This window comes from Streptomyces sp. NPDC030838 (assembly GCF_055572035.1).
Genome location: NZ_JBVIED010000002.1, coordinates 208,464 through 223,556, shown reverse-complemented (window position 1 = coordinate 223,556; position 15,093 = coordinate 208,464). Strand labels below are relative to the sequence as shown.

General features: G+C 72.9%; 12 protein-coding genes and 1 pseudogene. 5 read left to right on the top strand and 8 right to left on the bottom strand.

Going from position 1 to position 15,093, the window contains the following annotated elements; translation table 11 throughout:
• Nucleotides 1-6: 6 nt before the first annotated feature.
• A complete protein-coding gene (locus tag ACZ42A_RS08075) occupies nucleotides 7-1,605 on the bottom strand; it encodes a M48 family metalloprotease (protein WP_468526341.1) in 1,599 nt (532 codons plus the stop codon).
• A gap of 131 nt (nucleotides 1,606-1,736) precedes the next feature.
• Entirely contained in the window at nucleotides 1,737-2,855 is a 1,119-nt protein-coding gene (locus tag ACZ42A_RS08070) for a hypothetical protein (protein ID WP_468526340.1), read from the bottom strand.
• Between the two features lie 186 nt (nucleotides 2,856-3,041).
• On the opposite strand from ACZ42A_RS08070, the gene ACZ42A_RS08065 reads away from it, so the two are divergent.
• Complete coding sequence (locus ACZ42A_RS08065; protein WP_468526339.1) at nucleotides 3,042-4,199, top strand: cystathionine gamma-synthase; 1,158 nt, start codon at nucleotides 3,042-3,044, stop codon at nucleotides 4,197-4,199.
• A gap of 10 nt (nucleotides 4,200-4,209) precedes the next feature.
• Here ACZ42A_RS08065 and ACZ42A_RS08060 read toward each other — a convergent pair whose 3' ends face one another.
• From ACZ42A_RS08060 to ACZ42A_RS08050, 3 genes are all read right to left on the bottom strand, one after another.
• The gene (locus ACZ42A_RS08060) at nucleotides 4,210-4,458 is read right to left on the bottom strand and encodes a hypothetical protein (RefSeq protein WP_468526338.1); all 249 of its coding nucleotides are present in this window, start codon (nucleotides 4,456-4,458) and stop codon (nucleotides 4,210-4,212) included.
• Nucleotides 4,459-4,474: 16 nt separating this feature from the next.
• Nucleotides 4,475-4,981 carry a sigma factor-like helix-turn-helix DNA-binding protein gene (locus tag ACZ42A_RS08055; RefSeq protein ID WP_468526337.1) on the bottom strand — a complete coding sequence of 169 codons (507 nt, stop codon included), beginning with the start codon at nucleotides 4,979-4,981 and terminating at the stop codon, nucleotides 4,475-4,477.
• 235 nt (nucleotides 4,982-5,216) lie between these two features.
• The gene (locus tag ACZ42A_RS08050) at nucleotides 5,217-5,723 is read right to left on the bottom strand and encodes a MarR family winged helix-turn-helix transcriptional regulator (RefSeq protein WP_468526761.1); all 507 of its coding nucleotides are present in this window, start codon (nucleotides 5,721-5,723) and stop codon (nucleotides 5,217-5,219) included.
• A gap of 162 nt (nucleotides 5,724-5,885) precedes the next feature.
• On the opposite strand from ACZ42A_RS08050, the gene ilvA reads away from it, so the two are divergent.
• On the top strand, nucleotides 5,886-7,115 hold the full coding sequence (gene ilvA, locus ACZ42A_RS08045; protein ID WP_468526336.1) for a threonine ammonia-lyase: 1,230 nt from the start codon (nucleotides 5,886-5,888) through the stop codon (nucleotides 7,113-7,115).
• An 81-nt stretch (nucleotides 7,116-7,196) separates the two neighbouring features.
• Here the strand turns inward: ilvA and greA are convergent, their stop codons facing one another.
• Nucleotides 7,197-7,697, bottom strand: a complete 501-nt coding sequence (greA, locus tag ACZ42A_RS08040; protein WP_468526335.1) for a transcription elongation factor GreA — start codon at nucleotides 7,695-7,697, stop codon at nucleotides 7,197-7,199.
• A gap of 192 nt (nucleotides 7,698-7,889) precedes the next feature.
• Nucleotides 7,890-8,288 carry a DUF4307 domain-containing protein gene (locus ACZ42A_RS08035; RefSeq protein ID WP_468526334.1) on the bottom strand — a complete coding sequence of 133 codons (399 nt, stop codon included), beginning with the start codon at nucleotides 8,286-8,288 and terminating at the stop codon, nucleotides 7,890-7,892.
• A 176-nt stretch (nucleotides 8,289-8,464) separates the two neighbouring features.
• On the opposite strand from ACZ42A_RS08035, the gene mca reads away from it, so the two are divergent.
• Nucleotides 8,465-9,325 carry a mycothiol conjugate amidase Mca gene (gene mca, locus ACZ42A_RS08030; protein WP_468526760.1) on the top strand — a complete coding sequence of 287 codons (861 nt, stop codon included), beginning with the start codon at nucleotides 8,465-8,467 and terminating at the stop codon, nucleotides 9,323-9,325.
• Nucleotides 9,318-9,563, top strand: coding sequence for a hypothetical protein (locus ACZ42A_RS08025; protein WP_468526333.1), 246 nt, complete (start codon nucleotides 9,318-9,320; stop codon nucleotides 9,561-9,563). The genes mca and ACZ42A_RS08025 overlap by 8 nt, the downstream gene beginning before the upstream one ends.
• A 49-nt stretch (nucleotides 9,564-9,612) precedes the next feature.
• Here ACZ42A_RS08025 and ACZ42A_RS08020 read toward each other — a convergent pair.
• Nucleotides 9,613-12,812, bottom strand: a pseudogene (locus tag ACZ42A_RS08020) (tetratricopeptide repeat protein).
• A gap of 148 nt (nucleotides 12,813-12,960) precedes the next feature.
• On the opposite strand from ACZ42A_RS08020, the gene ACZ42A_RS08015 reads away from it, so the two are divergent.
• Nucleotides 12,961-14,997 (top strand): thioredoxin domain-containing protein, encoded by a 2,037-nt coding sequence (locus tag ACZ42A_RS08015; RefSeq protein ID WP_468526332.1) that lies wholly within the window; start codon nucleotides 12,961-12,963, stop codon nucleotides 14,995-14,997.
• The last annotated feature ends 96 nt before the right edge of the window (nucleotides 14,998-15,093 follow it).

The window sequence follows — 15,093 nt, the reverse complement described above, 5'->3', positions numbered from 1 at the left end:
GGTCCGTCAGTGGCTTGGCGTCAGGAGCCTGCGCAGCTCCCTGGTGTCCGGTACGTCCTCAACCGCCGCCTCCAGCGCCTGCTTCAGCCACTCCTCGTGGCCGTCCGGCAGCCGCAGCCGCGCCGTGTCGGTCCAGGACAGCTCCCAGCGGGCCTCGCCCCGGCGGGCCAGTTCCGCCGCGACCAGGCGGGCGAGCCGGGCGCGCAGTTGCGGCCGGGCGAACTCGCGGGCGGCGCGGCCCGTGGCGGCCTCCGCCTCGGGGGACTTGGGGAGCAGGTCGGCCAGCTGCCAGAGGCGCCCCGCGTCGGCGGCGTCGAGGAACGCGGACGGCGAGCCGTCACCGCCGTGCACCTCGCGGACCGCCCGGCGCAGCGGTTCGGCGTCCTGCTCGGCGTAGCGGAGCATCGACTCGTGGACCAGGCTCGGCCAGTCCGCGGCCCGGCCCAGCCGCTGTGCCTCGGGGGTGAGGGCGACCGTCTCCAGCTCGGCGAAGGCGCGGTCGGGGTCGGTGAGCAGGGCGAGCGCGGGGCGGGCGCCGGTCAGGGCGCGGCCGTCGTCGGGGAGTTGCTCGATCCGGGCCACGCGTTCGGCGATCGGCGGGTGGGAGTCGTACGGCGACTGCTCCTGCAAAGGAAGGGAGCGGCGCATCTCCGCCAGCTCCTCGGCGCGGGCGGCGAGCAGGTGGCGCAGGCCGCCGAAGACCTCGCCGGGCGGCGGCAGCAGTCCGGCGTCGGCGCCGAGGGTGGCGTACGACTGCATGTAGAAGTCGTGGGCGGAGTCCAGGACGGGGATCTCGCGCAGCGCGGAGGCGGTGGCGTCGCGGCCCGCGATGCGGGCGGCGGCCAGGTCGGCGGCGAGTTCCTGCTGCCGGCCCACGCCCTGGGAGGCACGCAGGTAGAAGGTGCCGTACCAGAGGAAGGGCTTGGCGGCGAGGCGGTAGCTCAGGCCGGCCGAGCGGGTGTCGATCTCGCCGGCCTTCTTGCCCCTGGCGACTCGTCTGGCGTTCTTCTTCTCCTGCCGCGCCTGCTCCTTGGCGGCCTTCGCCTGGGACCGTTCATGCAGGTTCGCGACGGTGCGCATGACCTGACGGCGGCCGCGCACGGTGATCGCGGCGAGGCGGGTGTCGTGGTGGGTGTAGTGCCCGAACTCGTGGGCGAGGACGGAGCGCAGCTGAGGTTCGCTCAGTCCCGCCATCAGCGGCAGGCCGATGTACATCCGGCGGCGGCCGGGCAGCAGACCGAGGAGCCGCGTGTCCTCGGAGACGGCCGCGTTGACCTCGCCGGTGAGCACGATCTCGTCGGGCGCCCGGGTGCCGGTCTGCTCGGCCAGCTCGCGTACGGCCGCCCACAGCGCGGGTTCCTGCCCGGCGGTGACCGTCAGGCCGGGCACCGGCTCGTCCTTGGGGGCGCGGAGCGCGAACATGCCCTGCACGATGGGGATCGCGATCAGCGCGCTGAGGAACCAGATCTTGGCGGTGAGGCTGCCGACCCCGGCCTCGGCGAAGGCCCAGTCGACGGCGACCAGGGCGCCGAGCATGACGAAGCCGAGCAGATAGAAGCCGGCGAGCAGGACGAGGGCGCGCAGCGCGCGCAGAGTTGCGCCCATGATGGGCTGGACCCCCCACAAAGATCCTGAAGTCCTGGACAGTACGTCCCGGAAATGGACATGGCAAAACGATGTGGGGGGATGCGGAGTATGCCTTACCGCAGCTCAGCCCGGCAACGAGATTTGATCGTTCAGTGCGGCAGGGTCGCCGGGCTGCCGCCGTTCGCCTCGTAGCCCGCGACCGCCAGCGCGCGGTAGACCGCGAACTCCGCCGCCGGGTCCGGCGAGAGCGTCCACGGCAGGGCGCCGACATGGCCGTCGACGTGCACCAGCTGGTTCATGGCCTCCGCCCAGCGCTCGCCGCGCACCAGGAAGAAGACCAGCAGATGGCGGACGTGCGCCAGCATCGGGTCGTCGGGGCGGGCCGAGTGGACCGCGTGCAGCGCGCCGTGGATCGCCTTGGTGACGACCTCGCTCTGGTAGAAACCGCTGACCAGGTTCACCTCGGGCAGGTGCTCGAACACCGAGAAGAGCGGCATGGCGGCCAGCAGCGAGCCCTGCGGCGCGCGGGCCGCCGCGGCCTCCGCGAACGAGGTCGCCAGCTCACGCGAGCCGTGCCACTTCTCGCACCAGTAGTGCAGGGCGGCCAGGTGCGCGCCCATGTGGTTCGGCGCCCGGTCGAGGATCTTCAGCCACAGCTGCTCGAACTCCTCGCGCGGATAGCCGAGGCCGCGGGCCACCGACAGCTCGACGATGTACGGGATCGGGTCACCGGGTGCGAGCAGCGCCGCCTCGCCGCACGCCGACTTCGCCTCCTCCATGATGATCCGGAACTCGTCCGAGCCCGGCGTCGCCGTCCGCCACGCCTGCTGCACCAGGAACTCGGCGTGCACCGCCGCGCCGCCCGCGTCCTTGGGCTGCTCGGCCCGCCACACCCGCAGCCACTGCCCGCCGGGCGTCTCGCCGACGTTGCCGGGCCGCTGCTGGAGCTCCAGGGACGCGGCGCCCGCGAAGGCCTGCACGCGCTGCCAGCGCAGCTCGCCTTCCCTCTCGGTGCCGGCCAGCAGCTGGGCCGCCGCGCGGTAGTCCTGGGTGCGCTGCACCAGGTCCAGGACGTCCAGCAGGTCCTGGTCGGGCCCGGGCATCCGGACGTCCAGCTCCTCCTGGCGCGCGAAGCCGTAGTTCGCCGGGTCCGCGGCGTCCGGGTGGCCGGGCGGGACCTGCTCGATCATGCCGCGACGGCGCCTGAAGTAGGGGAGCAGCACGAAGCTCAGCATGAGCAGTGCCATCAGGACCCAGAGAATCTCCATGCCTCCAGCGTTCCAGACGCCTGTGACAATTGGCCAACCCGGTCGGCGACCTGTGGAGAACGGCCTGTGGAAAACTCCGCGGGCCTCCGCGGCGGGCCTCCGCGGCAGAGGCCCGCGGCCCGGCGCCGCCCGCCGGAAACTCCGCCGTCCCTCGGTTTCCCCGTTCGCGCACTACGCTCGGTGCACATGAGCGACAGGCACATCAGTCAGCACTTCGAGACGCTCGCGATCCACGCGGGCAACACCGCCGACCCCCTGACCGGCGCGGTCGTCCCGCCCATCTACCAGGTGTCGACCTACAAGCAGGACGGCGTCGGCGGCCTGCGCGGCGGCTACGAGTACAGCCGCAGCGCCAACCCCACCAGGACCGCCCTGGAGGAGAACCTCGCCGCCCTGGAGGGCGGCCGCCGCGGCCTCGCGTTCGCGTCCGGACTGGCGGCCGAGGACTGCCTGTTGCGTACGCTGCTCAGCCCCGGCGACCACGTGGTCATCCCGAACGACGCGTACGGCGGCACCTTCCGGCTGTTCGCGAAGGTCGTCGCCCGGTGGGGCGTGGAGTGGTCGGTCGCCGACACCTCCGACCCGTCCGCCGTACGGGCCGCCATCACCCCCAAGACCAAGGTCGTGTGGGTCGAGACGCCCTCCAACCCGCTGCTCGGCATCACCGACATCGCCGCCGTCGCCCAGGTCGCCCGGGACGCGGGCGCGAAGCTCGTCGTCGACAACACCTTCGCCACGCCCTACCTCCAGCAGCCGCTGGCGCTCGGCGCGGACGTCGTCGTGCATTCGCTGACCAAGTACATGGGCGGCCACTCGGACGTCGTCGGCGGCGCGCTGATCGTCGGCGACCAGGAGCTGGGCGAGGAGCTGGCCTTCCACCAGAACGCCATGGGCGCGGTCGCCGGGCCCTTCGACTCCTGGCTGGTGCTGCGCGGCACCAAGACGCTGTCGGTGCGCATGGACCGGCACAGCGAGAACGCCACGAAGATCGCCGACATGCTGACCCGGCACCCGCGCGTGACCCGCGTGCTGTACCCGGGCCTGCCGGAGCACCCCGGTCACGAGGTCGCCGCCAAGCAGATGCGGGCGTTCGGCGGCATGGTCTCCTTCCAGGTCGACGGCGGCGAGGAGGCGGCCGTCGAGGTCTGCAACCGCGCCCAGGTGTTCACCCTCGGCGAGTCCCTGGGCGGCGTCGAGTCGCTGATCGAGCACCCCGGGCGGATGACGCACGCCTCCGCGGCCGGCTCCGCGCTGGAGGTGCCGGCCGATCTGGTGCGGCTCTCCGTGGGCATCGAGAACGTCGACGACCTGCTCGAGGACCTTCAGCAGGCGCTCGGCGGCTGAGCCCTGCCGGTCACCAGCCCGTGAGGGGTGGAGTCGTCTCGGACGGCGGCTCCACCCACGGGCGGGCCGTCAGCGCCCAGACCGTGAACGCCACGGTCGCCGCGAGCAGCAGCAGCCAGCCCAGACGGCGGGCGAGCACCCTGCGGCGCAGCATGCGGGCGCCCCGGCGCAGCGCCTCCGCGTACAGGTCCGGCGGCACCGTCGGCGTCGCCTGCTCCATGATCCGCCGTACGGCGGCCTCCCGTTCGACCCGGTTCACCGGGACCTCCCGCGCCTCATGACGGCACTGCTTTCGCCCCCGCCACCGTGTGCGCCGGGGTGCGGGGCGGGTGCAGCAGGGTCGCCGTGGCGCGGTCGCAGACAGTGCGGACCCGTTCCGCGGGCAGGCCGAGCAGTGCGGCGGTCTGCTCCTCGGCGACCCCTTCGTAGAGCCGCAGGACCACGATCAGGCGCTCCTGCGGAGTGAGCCGGGCGAGCGCGGTGCCGGGGCCCGGACGGAACCGGGCGAGGGCGCCGCCGTGGTGGTGCCAGGCGCCGCGCGCGAAGCGGGTGGCCAGATACTGGCGGGCCCGGTCGTACGGGTCCTCGCCGCGCAGCCGGTCCCAGCACGCGTACGTGTGCGCGAGGGCCAGGGTGAGCAGGCGCCGCGCGCGCGGGTTGGCGTCCGGCGTCTCCGCCGTGAGCAGCGTGGCGGTGTGCAGCAGCCGTCCCGCCGCGCCCGCGACGAACGCCTCGAACTCCCGGTCCCGGCGGTCGCCTTGGGACGCTTGCCGTCGTCGCACCGCGCCTCCCCCCTGAGGGCGACCTGAGGATGCGGATCCCGCGCACGGGGCGCGAACCCGCGTACGAGCCCGGCTGCGTCGGGGACCCGGTCTCATATGAGGCCAGGGGTGGTGTTTCGGTCAAGAGCCCTGCACGGCCGGGGCCGGGCGGACAGGGCGCGGGGAGGCCGGGGCGGAGCTGTTACGCCGGGGAGGCCGGGGCGGAGCTGTTACGCCGGGGAGGCCCGGGCCGGGATCAGGAAGGCGGCGTCGGCTCCGCCACCGGCGCCCCCGCCGCCGCCATGCGCGTGGACAGCGCCACATTGAAGCGGGTGAGGAGCGTGCAGAACGCTTCGCGCTCCTCCGGCGCCCAGTCGTGGGTCAGCTCGGCCATCAACTGACGCCGCGACGAGCGCACTTCCTCCAGGCGCGACAGCCCGCGCGGGGACAGCTGGAGCACCACGGCCCGCCCGTCCTCCGGGTGCGACGTGCGCTTGACGAGGCCGGAGTCGACGAGCGGGGCGACCTGCCGGGTGACCGTCGAGGAGTCGATGCCCATGCTGGAGGCGAGTGCCTTGACGCCCATCGGACCCTCCTTGTCGAGCCGGTTGAGCAGCAGGTACGCGGCGCGGTCCATGGAGTTGCGCACCTGCCCGACGCCGCCGAGCCGGGTCTGTTCGGCACGGCGGGCGAACACCGCCACCTCGTGCTGGAGGGTGTCGAGGAGACCGGTGTCACCGACGGTCGTCATGTCCATCGACATTTCAGGTGTTGTGGGCATGGCCGGGGGCTCACTTCATGAATGGGTGCTGGGTTGGGGGACAGGGTACGCGGCCCGGAGGCGGGCCGTACCGGCGCTGCGCAAACCAGTCTCGGAGCTTGGTCACAACCGCGCTTCCCGCCCGTGAACTGCGATGCTGGAGTCATGAGCTACCGCACCGCTGACTCCTTTCGCACCGTCACCCTCGACGATGTGCGCGGAGCCCAGAAGATGCTCACGGGGGTCGCGCGGGTGACGGCCATGGAGGGCAGCCGGCACCTGACCCAGCTGGTCGGCGCGCCGGTGCACCTCAAGTGCGAGAACCTCCAGCGGACCGGTTCCTTCAAGCTGCGCGGCGCCTACGTCCGGATCGCCGGGCTGCTGCCCGAGGAGCGGGCCGCCGGGGTGGTCGCCGCGAGCGCGGGCAACCACGCGCAGGGCGTGGCGCTGGCGTCGTCCCTGCTCGGCGTGCGGTCGACGGTGTTCATGCCGAGGGGCGCCCCGCTGCCGAAGATCAGCGCGACGCGGGACTACGGCGCCGAAGTGCGCCTGCACGGCCAGGTGGTCGACGAGACGCTGGCCGCCGCGCAGGAGTACGCCGCCGAGACCGGCGCGGTCTTCATCCACCCCTTCGACCACCCGGACGTCATCGCGGGCCAGGGCACGGTCGGCCTGGAGATCCTGGAGCAGTGCCCGGAGGTGCGCACGATCGTCGTCGGGATGGGCGGCGGCGGGCTCGCGGCGGGTATCGCGGTCGCGGTGAAGGCGCTGCGGCCGGACGTGCGGATCGTCGGAGTGCAGGCGGCGGGCGCGGCGGCCTACCCGCCCTCGCTGGCGGCCGGGCGCCCGATCGCGATCGAGAACCCGGCGACGATGGCCGACGGCATCAAGGTCGGCCGGCCCGGCGATGTGCCGTTCGGGATCGTCGGCGCGCTGGTCGACGAGGTCCGCACGGTCACCGAGGACGAGCTGTCCACCGCGCTGCTGCTCTGCCTGGAGCGGGCCAAGCTGGTCGTGGAGCCGGCCGGGGCGAGCCCGGTCGCGGCGCTGCTGAGCGACCCCGGCGCCTTCGAGGGCCCGGTGGTGGCGGTGCTGTCGGGCGGCAACGTCGACCCGGTCCTGATGCAGCGCGTCCTGCGGCACGGCATGGCCGCGCAGGGCCGCTACCTGGCCGTACGCCTGCGCCTGACCGACCGGCCGGGCGCTCTCGCGACGCTGCTCGGGGTGCTGTCGGCGGTCGACGCCAACGTCCTCGACGTCAGCCACGTACGCACCGACCCGCGGCTCGGCCTCACCGAGGCCGAGGTCGAACTGCACCTGGAGACGAAGGGCCCGGCCCACTGCACCGAGGTGGGGGAGGCGCTGCGCACGGCGGGCTACACGGTCATGGACTGACCGGTCGGTCCGCGGCGGCACGGCGACGCCCCCGGCGTCACGAGGACACCGGGGGCGCGGCAGAGTGTGCGGCGGCCGGGATCAGCCGGCGGTGTACGGCTCGGCCTTCAGGATCTTCACCGAGGCCTTCTTGCCGTTCGGGAGCTCGTACTCCGCGTCCTCGCCGACCTTCTTGCCGTTGACGCCGGTTCCCAGCGGGGACTGCGGGGAGTAGGTCTCGATCTCGTCGCTGGCGTACTCCCGGGAGGCGAGCAGGAAGGTCAGCGTGTCGTCCTCGTCGCCGTCGAAGGCGATGGTCACGACCATGCCGGGCGCGACGACACCCTCGGCCGCAGGAGCCTCACCCACCTTGGCGTTCTCCAGGAGCTGGGTCAGCTGGCGCACACGGAGCTCCTGCTTGCCCTGCTCCTCCTTGGCCGCGTGGTACCCGCCGTTCTCCCGCAGGTCGCCCTCCTCACGCGCCGCGGCGATCTTGGCCGCGATCTCGGTGCGCGCGGGACCAGACAGGTACTCAAGCTCTTCCTTGAGCTTGTCGTACGCCTCCTGGGTCAGCCAGGTGACGTTCTCGCTGGTCTGGGTCACAGGTGCTCCTCGTCGGTACTGGGAATACAAAGCATCGCCCTACCCAGAAGAATGTTCCTTCAGGAGTGGGCGAAACCACGAGCCTAACAATTCAAGGACGGAACGGGGAGGACATAAGTCACTAAAACCACGTCAACGCAGGTCAGCCCGTCGATATTCCGGGTGGTGCGTCGGTCCGCTCGGGGTGACGCGTCAGTCGGCGTGGCAGCCCACCAGCTCGGCCGTGGTACCGGGCGCGGTGGTGCGGAGCGTGACGACCTCGGTGAGTCGGGTGGCGTCCCCGTCGAAGCGGAAGTCGGCCCGGCCCACCTCGGCGCCGTTCTCCGCCTGGGAGCGCACCGTGCAGTAGCCGGAGGCGCCGGCGTCCTTCTCGACCCGCAGCTCCACCTTCACCGCGTCGTCCCGGAGATCGAAACTGATCACCTCGGCACTGATCTTGTTCTGGCCGACGTAGTGGTACCCGAAGTACGCGAGCAGGCCGAGCGCCACCACTCCGAGCACGCCGCCGACCACCTTGAGTGTGCGGTCCGTGCGCTCGTCCGAGCTACGGCCGTAACGGCCCTCGGGCAGTCGCGTACGCACCGTACTCATGATCGTCCTCTCGGCCGGGCGGGACACCTGTCCCGAAACGGGCCTCCCGGGCCGTATCCCGGAATTATTCGCCCTCCGATTCGGTCACTATAGAAGCCGCCGTTCGCACCCGGTCACTCCGGGCGGCGCCTGACACGACGACCGAGGATTGAGCCTTGACTGACCAGCTGCGACTGATGGCCGTGCATGCCCACCCCGACGACGAGTCGAGCAAGGGCGCGGCCACCATGGCGAAGTACGTGTCCGAGGGGGTGGACGTGCTGGTGGTGACCTGCACGGGCGGGGAACGCGGCTCCATCCTCAACCCGAAGCTCCAGGGCGACGCGTACATCGAGGAGCACATCCACGAGGTGCGCAAGAAGGAGATGGACGAGGCCCGGGAGATCCTCGGCGTCAAGCAGGAGTGGCTCGGATTCGTCGACTCCGGCCTGCCCGAGGGCGACCCGCTGCCCCCGCTGCCCGAGGGCTGCTTCGCCCTGGAGGACGTCGACCACGCGGCCGGCGAGCTGGTGCGGAAGATCCGTTCCTTCCGCCCGCAGGTGATCACCACCTACGACGAGAACGGCGGCTACCCGCACCCCGACCACATCATGACCCACAAGATCACGATGGTGGCCTTCGAGGGCGCGTCCGACACCGAGAAGTACCCGGAGGCCGAGTACGGCCCGGCGTACCAGCCGCTGAAGGTCTACTACAACCAGAACTTCAACCGCCCGCGCACCGAGGCCCTGCACAAGGCCATGCTCGACCGCGGCCTGGAGTCCCCCTACGCCGACTGGCTCAAGCGCTGGGACGAGTCCGGCTTCGGGGACCGCACCCTCACCACCCACGTGCCCTGCGCCGACTTCTTCGAGATCCGCGACAAGGCGCTGATCGCCCACCGCACGCAGATCGACCCCGACGGCGGCTGGTTCCGGGTGCCGCTGGAGCTCCAGCGGGAGGTCTGGCCCACCGAGGAGTACGAGCTGGCGAAGTCCCTCGTCGATACCTCCCTCCCCGAGGACGACCTCTTCGCGGGCATCCGGGACAATGCCTGACATGACCCCAAGCACAAGCCTGGCCATGACGCACTTCGTGACCATCGCCAAGGAGCTCGACAAGGACAAGGTCACCCCCGGTGTCCTGGGCTTCATCGTCTTCGCGGTGATGGGCCTGGCCGTCTGGGCCCTGATGAAGTCGATGAACCGCCACATGGGCAAGGTCGACTTCGAGGAGGCCCCGGCGAGCGACGGCGCGGAGACCGCCGCCTCCGGCGCCAAGCCGAAGAAGAGCTGACCCGCGCGCCGAGAAGACCGACCCGCGCGTCGAGAAGAGCCGACCGCGGTCACCGCGCCGCCGGCACCGCCACGCCCATCACCTCTCGGGCGTGGCGGCTCGGCACCATGCCGAGGCGCCAGGCCTGCCAGCCCGCCTCCAGGCTGACGCCGCGCTCCAGCAGCAGCCGGTACGCCCCGATGTAGCCGTCCAGCTTCTCGTCGCGGGCCGGATGGTCCGCGCGGGCCAGCTGGGCCAGCTCCTCCTGCGCCACCGCCGTACCGACCTCCACCCCGCCCGGGGCGGCGTACGGCAGCAGGGTGCAGCGCAGGAAGCGGGCCCAGTCCTCGCCCCGCCGGTCGCCGTACGAGGCGAAGAGGCCCACCGCCTCGTCGCACAGGGCGAGCGCCTGGGCCGTCCGCGCGTTGCCCGCGTCCACCACGGCCAGCTCCAGGCACGTCCACGCCTCGCCGTGGGCGACGCCGATGCGCTGGAAGTCGGCGCGGGCGTCGACCAGCAGCTGGCGGGCGAAGCCGGAGTTGCGCAGCGAGCCGGTCTGGGCCGCCCGCTGGTCGCGGGTGGCCCGCGCCGAGTGATGCCGGGCGCAGGCCAGGCCGTACACGTCCCGCATCCGGGAGAACATCGTGCGGGACCGCTCCAGCTCGCGCACCGCCCGGTCCAGGTCGCCGGTCTCCTCCAGGGCCTGCCCCAGGTAGTACAGCGTCCACGCCTCGCCGCGCGCGTCCTCGTTCTCCCGGTGCCGGGCCGCCGCCTGCCGCAGCTCCTCCGCCGCCGGACCGGCGTCCCCGGCCACCAGCAGCGTCCGCGCCAACTGGGTCAGCGCCCAGGCCTCGCCGCGCGCGTCCCGGGTGCGGCCGTAGCGCTCCAGGGCCTGCCGCAGCTCCGCCTGGGCGCGCGGCGCGTCGCCGAGGCGGATGTACAGCTGGCCGAGCTGGAAGTGCGCCCACGCCTCGCCGTGCACCGACCCGCCCGCGCGGTGCAGCTCCAGCGAACGCGTCAGCAGCTCCAGGGCCTCAGCGAGCCGCGCCCGGTCCCGCTCCACCGCCGCCAGCGCGTGCATCGTCCACGCCCGGTCCGTGGCCAGCGCCGGCGCCGCCTGCAGATCCAGCGCCTCCCGCAGCTTCGCCGCCGCCTCGGTGAGATTGCCCTGGTGGTGCAGGGTGATGCCGAGCGAGCACAGAGCCCGCGCCGCCCCCGCGTCATGGTGGGCCTCCCGGTAGAGGTCGACCACCGACGTCAGCGTCGCCCGCGCCCGGTCCAGCTCGCCCAGCTGCCGGGCCGCGATGCCCGTGCGCCACTGCACCGAGCGGATCAGCAGCCCCTGGTCCACGGCCTGCGCCAGCTCGCTGATCTCACCCAGGCGGTAGAGATCCCCGCGCAGCAGGCAGTAGTCGCACAGCGCGCCCAGCAGATTCAGCACCGCCCCCTGATCCACGCCCTCGGTGTGCCGCAGCGCCGCCGTGATGAAGCTGGACTCGTCGTCCAGCCAGCGCAGCGCCTCATCGAGGGAGGTGAAGCCGTGCGGGCCGAAGCGGTCCGAGCGGGTCGACATGTTGCCGTCCACCAGGCGCAGCACCGAGTCGGCGAGATCCGCGTAGTTCACGATCAGCCGCTCCTGCGCCGCCGTACGCTCCGCCGGGTCCTCCTCGTCGAGCAGGCGGGCGTGCGCGAAGGCGCGGACCAGGTCGTGCAGGCGGTAGCGGCTGCCGCGGACATGGTCGATCAGGCCCGCGCGGGACAGCGCCACCAGCAGCCGGGCCGCCTCCGTCTCGTCCGTCGCCAGCAGCGAGGCCGCCGCCGCGGCACCCAGCGAGGCCCGCCCGGCCAGCGCCAGCCGGCGCAGCAGTCTGCGCGCCGGATCCGGCTGGTCGGTGTAGCGCAGCCACAGCGCCCGCTCCACCGGCTCCACCGGGCCGTACGCCCCGAGGTCGGCGGCCAGCTGCCGGGGCGAGCGCGCGCCCAGCGACGACCCGGCGATCCGCAGCGCCAGCGGCAGCCCGCCGCACAGGTCCCGGATCCGGTCCGCCGACTCCGCGTCGTACGGCCCCGTGTCCCCCTGCGCCGTCTCGCGCAGCAGCTCTTCGGCACCGGCCGCCTCCAGCGCCGGCACCTCCAGATGGTGCACCCAGGCCGGGAAGTCCTCCGGCAGCCGCAGCGGCTCCCGCGCGGTGACCAGCACCAGGCTGTCGGAGCGCTCCGGGACCAGCGTGCGCACCTGCTCCGGATCGGAGGCGTCGTCGAGGACGACCGTGACCGGCACCCCCGTCAGATGCTGGTGATACAGCTCGCTCAACCGCTTGACCTGCTGATCCGCCGACGACCGCTCCCGGAACAGCAACTGCTCGCGGGGCGCGCCCAGCCGGTTCAGCAGATGCAGCAGCGCCTCCCGCGTCGACAGGGGCGGCTCCTCCGGACTGCCCCCGCGCAGATCCACCACACACGCCCCGCGGAACTGGTCCCGCAGATCGTGCGCGGCCCGCACCGCCAGCGCCGTACGACCGCTGCCGGGCGCCCCGTGCAGCACGACCACCGTCGGCCGGGTCTGCGTACTCGCCCGCGCCGCCTGCACCCACTGCCGGATCCGGCCAGCTCCTGCCGCCGCCCCGCGAACGCGCCCACCGGCTGCGGCAGGTGACCGAACGACTGCTCCAGCGCCGCCCGTCCGCGCGCCGCCGCGCTCTTGTCGGCGCCGAGCAGCTGCGGCCCGGTCTTCTTCGGCCCCGTCGACGCGGCGAGCACCCGCTGCTGATCGAGGAACGGCCGGATCCCCCGCACCTCCAGCGCCGTCAGCCACTGCAGCCGCAGCTGCTCGGGCCCGCCGGGCTGCCCGACCGCCCCGGCGCGGTGGTGGGCGGCGGGCAGATGCACCCCGGCCACCTTCACGACGGTCGCCGCCGCGCCCGCGAACCCCACGGTCACCCCGGCGCCGAGCGCGGTCCCGGTGCCGGTGCCGAGCGCGAGGTCGGCGACGGCCGCCGCGACGGCGGCGACCACCGCCACCATCAGCGGCGTCCCGGCCCCCTCCCGCGCATACCGCTGCCCGAACGTCAGCCGCCCGGCCTCCGCCTCGTCCAGCGCCCGCGTGTACGCGTCGTACTCCTCCCGCGCCGCCCGCGCCATCACGTCCAGCGCGCCGCGCGCCCGAGCCAGCAGCACCTTCCCGTCGGTACGGCCCCCGGACCGCCGCACCTCCTCCTCCACGGCCCGGACCAGCAGCCGCTCGGCCTCGGCCCGATGACTGTCGCGCATGGCACGTCCCCCTCCGGCGGCAACGGCGTTCCCGGTCAAGTGTGCTGCGCATGACGAGTCGAGGGGAGAGGGCGGGGATCGCCGGAACCCGTGACACCACATCCGGTGCTGTGAGCTGTTTCCCGGGTACTGGGGCAGGATGGACTCCATGCCGAACCGACTCGCCCACGAGACGTCTCCCTACCTGCTCCAGCACGCGGACAACCCCGTCGACTGGTGGCCCTGGTCGGAGGAGGCGTTCGCGGAGGCGCGGCGGCGGGACGTGCCCGTGCTGCTGAGCGTCGGCTACTCGAGCTGCCACTGGTGCCACGTCATGGCCCACGAGTCCTTCGAGGACGAGGCCACGGCCGCCTATCTCAACGAGCACTTCGTCAGCGTCAAGGTCGACCGCGAGGAACGCCCCGACGTGGACGCCGTCTACATGGAGGCCGTGCAGGCCGCCACCGGGCACGGCGGGTGGCCGATGACCGTGTTCCTGACGCCGGAGGCCGAGCCGTTCTACTTCGGGACGTACTTCCCGCCGGCGCCCCGGCACGGGATGCCGTCGTTCCAGCAGGTGCTGGAAGGGGTGCGGCAGGCGTGGACGGAGCGGCGGGAGGAGGTCGCCGACGTCGCGGGGAAGATCGTCCGGGATCTCTCCGGGCGGGAGATCGACTACGGCGCCGGGAAGCAGGTGCCGGGCGAGCAGGAGCCGGCACAGGCGCTGCTGGGACTGACGCGGGAGTACGACCCGCAGCGCGGCGGGTTCGGCGGGGCACCGAAGTTCCCGCCGTCCATGGTGATCGAGTTCCTGCTGCGGCATCACGCGCGGACCGGGTCCGAGGGTGCCCTGCAGATGGCGCAGGACACGTGTGAGCGGATGGCCCGGGGCGGGATCTACGACCAGCTCGGTGGCGGGTTCGCGCGGTACTCCGTCGATCGGGACTGGGTCGTGCCGCACTTTGAGAAGATGCTGTACGACAATGCGCTGCTTTGCCGGGTTTACTCGCATCTCTGGCGGGCCACCGGATCCGAGCTCGCCCGCCGTGTCGCCCTGGAGACCGCCGACTTCATGGTGCGCGAACTGCGCACCCCCGAAGGCGGGTTCGCCTCCGCGCTCGACGCCGACAGCGACGACGGGACCGGGCGGCACGTCGAGGGGGCGTTCTACGTCTGGACGCCGCAGCAGCTTCATGAGGTCCTCGGCGAGGACGCCGATCTCGCCGCGCAGTACTTCGGGGTGACGGAGGAGGGGACCTTCGAGCACGGGGCGTCGGTGCTGCAACTCCCGCAGCACGAGGGCGTCTTCGATGCCGGGAAGGTCGAGTCCGTACGGCGGCGGCTGTTCGCCGCCCGGGCCGAGCGGCCGGCCCCCGGCCGGGACGACAAGGTCGTCGCCGCCTGGAACGGCCTGGCGATCGCCGCGCTCGCCGAGACCGGCGCCTACTTCGACCGCCCCGACCTGGTCGACGCCGCCCTCGCCGCCGCCGATCTGCTGGTCCGGGTGCATCTCGACGACCGCGGCCAGCTCTCCCGTACCAGCAAGGACGGCCGGGCCGGTGCCAACGCGGGCGTCCTGGAGGACTACGCGGACGTGGCCGAGGGGTTCCTCGCGCTCGCGTCCGTCACCGGGGAGGGCGTCTGGCTGGACTTCGCCGGGCTGCTTCTCGACCACGTGCTCGTGCGGTTCGTCGACGAGAAGTCGGGTGCGCTCTACGACACCGCCGCCGACGCCGAGCAGTTGATCCGCCGGCCGCAGGACCCGACCGACAACGCCGCCCCGTCCGGCTGGACCGCCGCCGCGGGTGCCCTGCTGAGCTATGCCGCACAGACCGGTTCGGAGCCGCACCGGACCGCCGCCGAGCGGGCGTTGGGCGTGGTGCGGGTGCTCGGACCGCGGGTGCCGCGGTTCATCGGCTGGGGCCTCGCGGTCGCCGAGGCGCTGCTCGACGGGCCGCGCGAGGTGGCGGTCGTCGGCCCCGCGTTCGACGACGCCGGGGCGAGGGAGCTGCACCGTACGGCGCTGCTCGGGACCGCGCCGGGTGCCGTCGTCGCGTACGGCCCGGCGGGCGGCGAGGAGTTCCCGCTGCTCGCGGACCGGCCGCTGGTCGACGGCGGGCCGGCCGCGTACGTCTGCCGTCACTTCACCTGTGACGCCCCGACGACCGACCCCGAGCGGCTGCGGGCGGCGCTCTCGGGGCGGTAAGCGCTGTCTGAATTGGACGGGAAGTGAGCAGGTGTTCGGTTAGATCCCGCTAGACACCTCACCGTTCGGAAACACGCTTTTTATCGGAACAGCTCC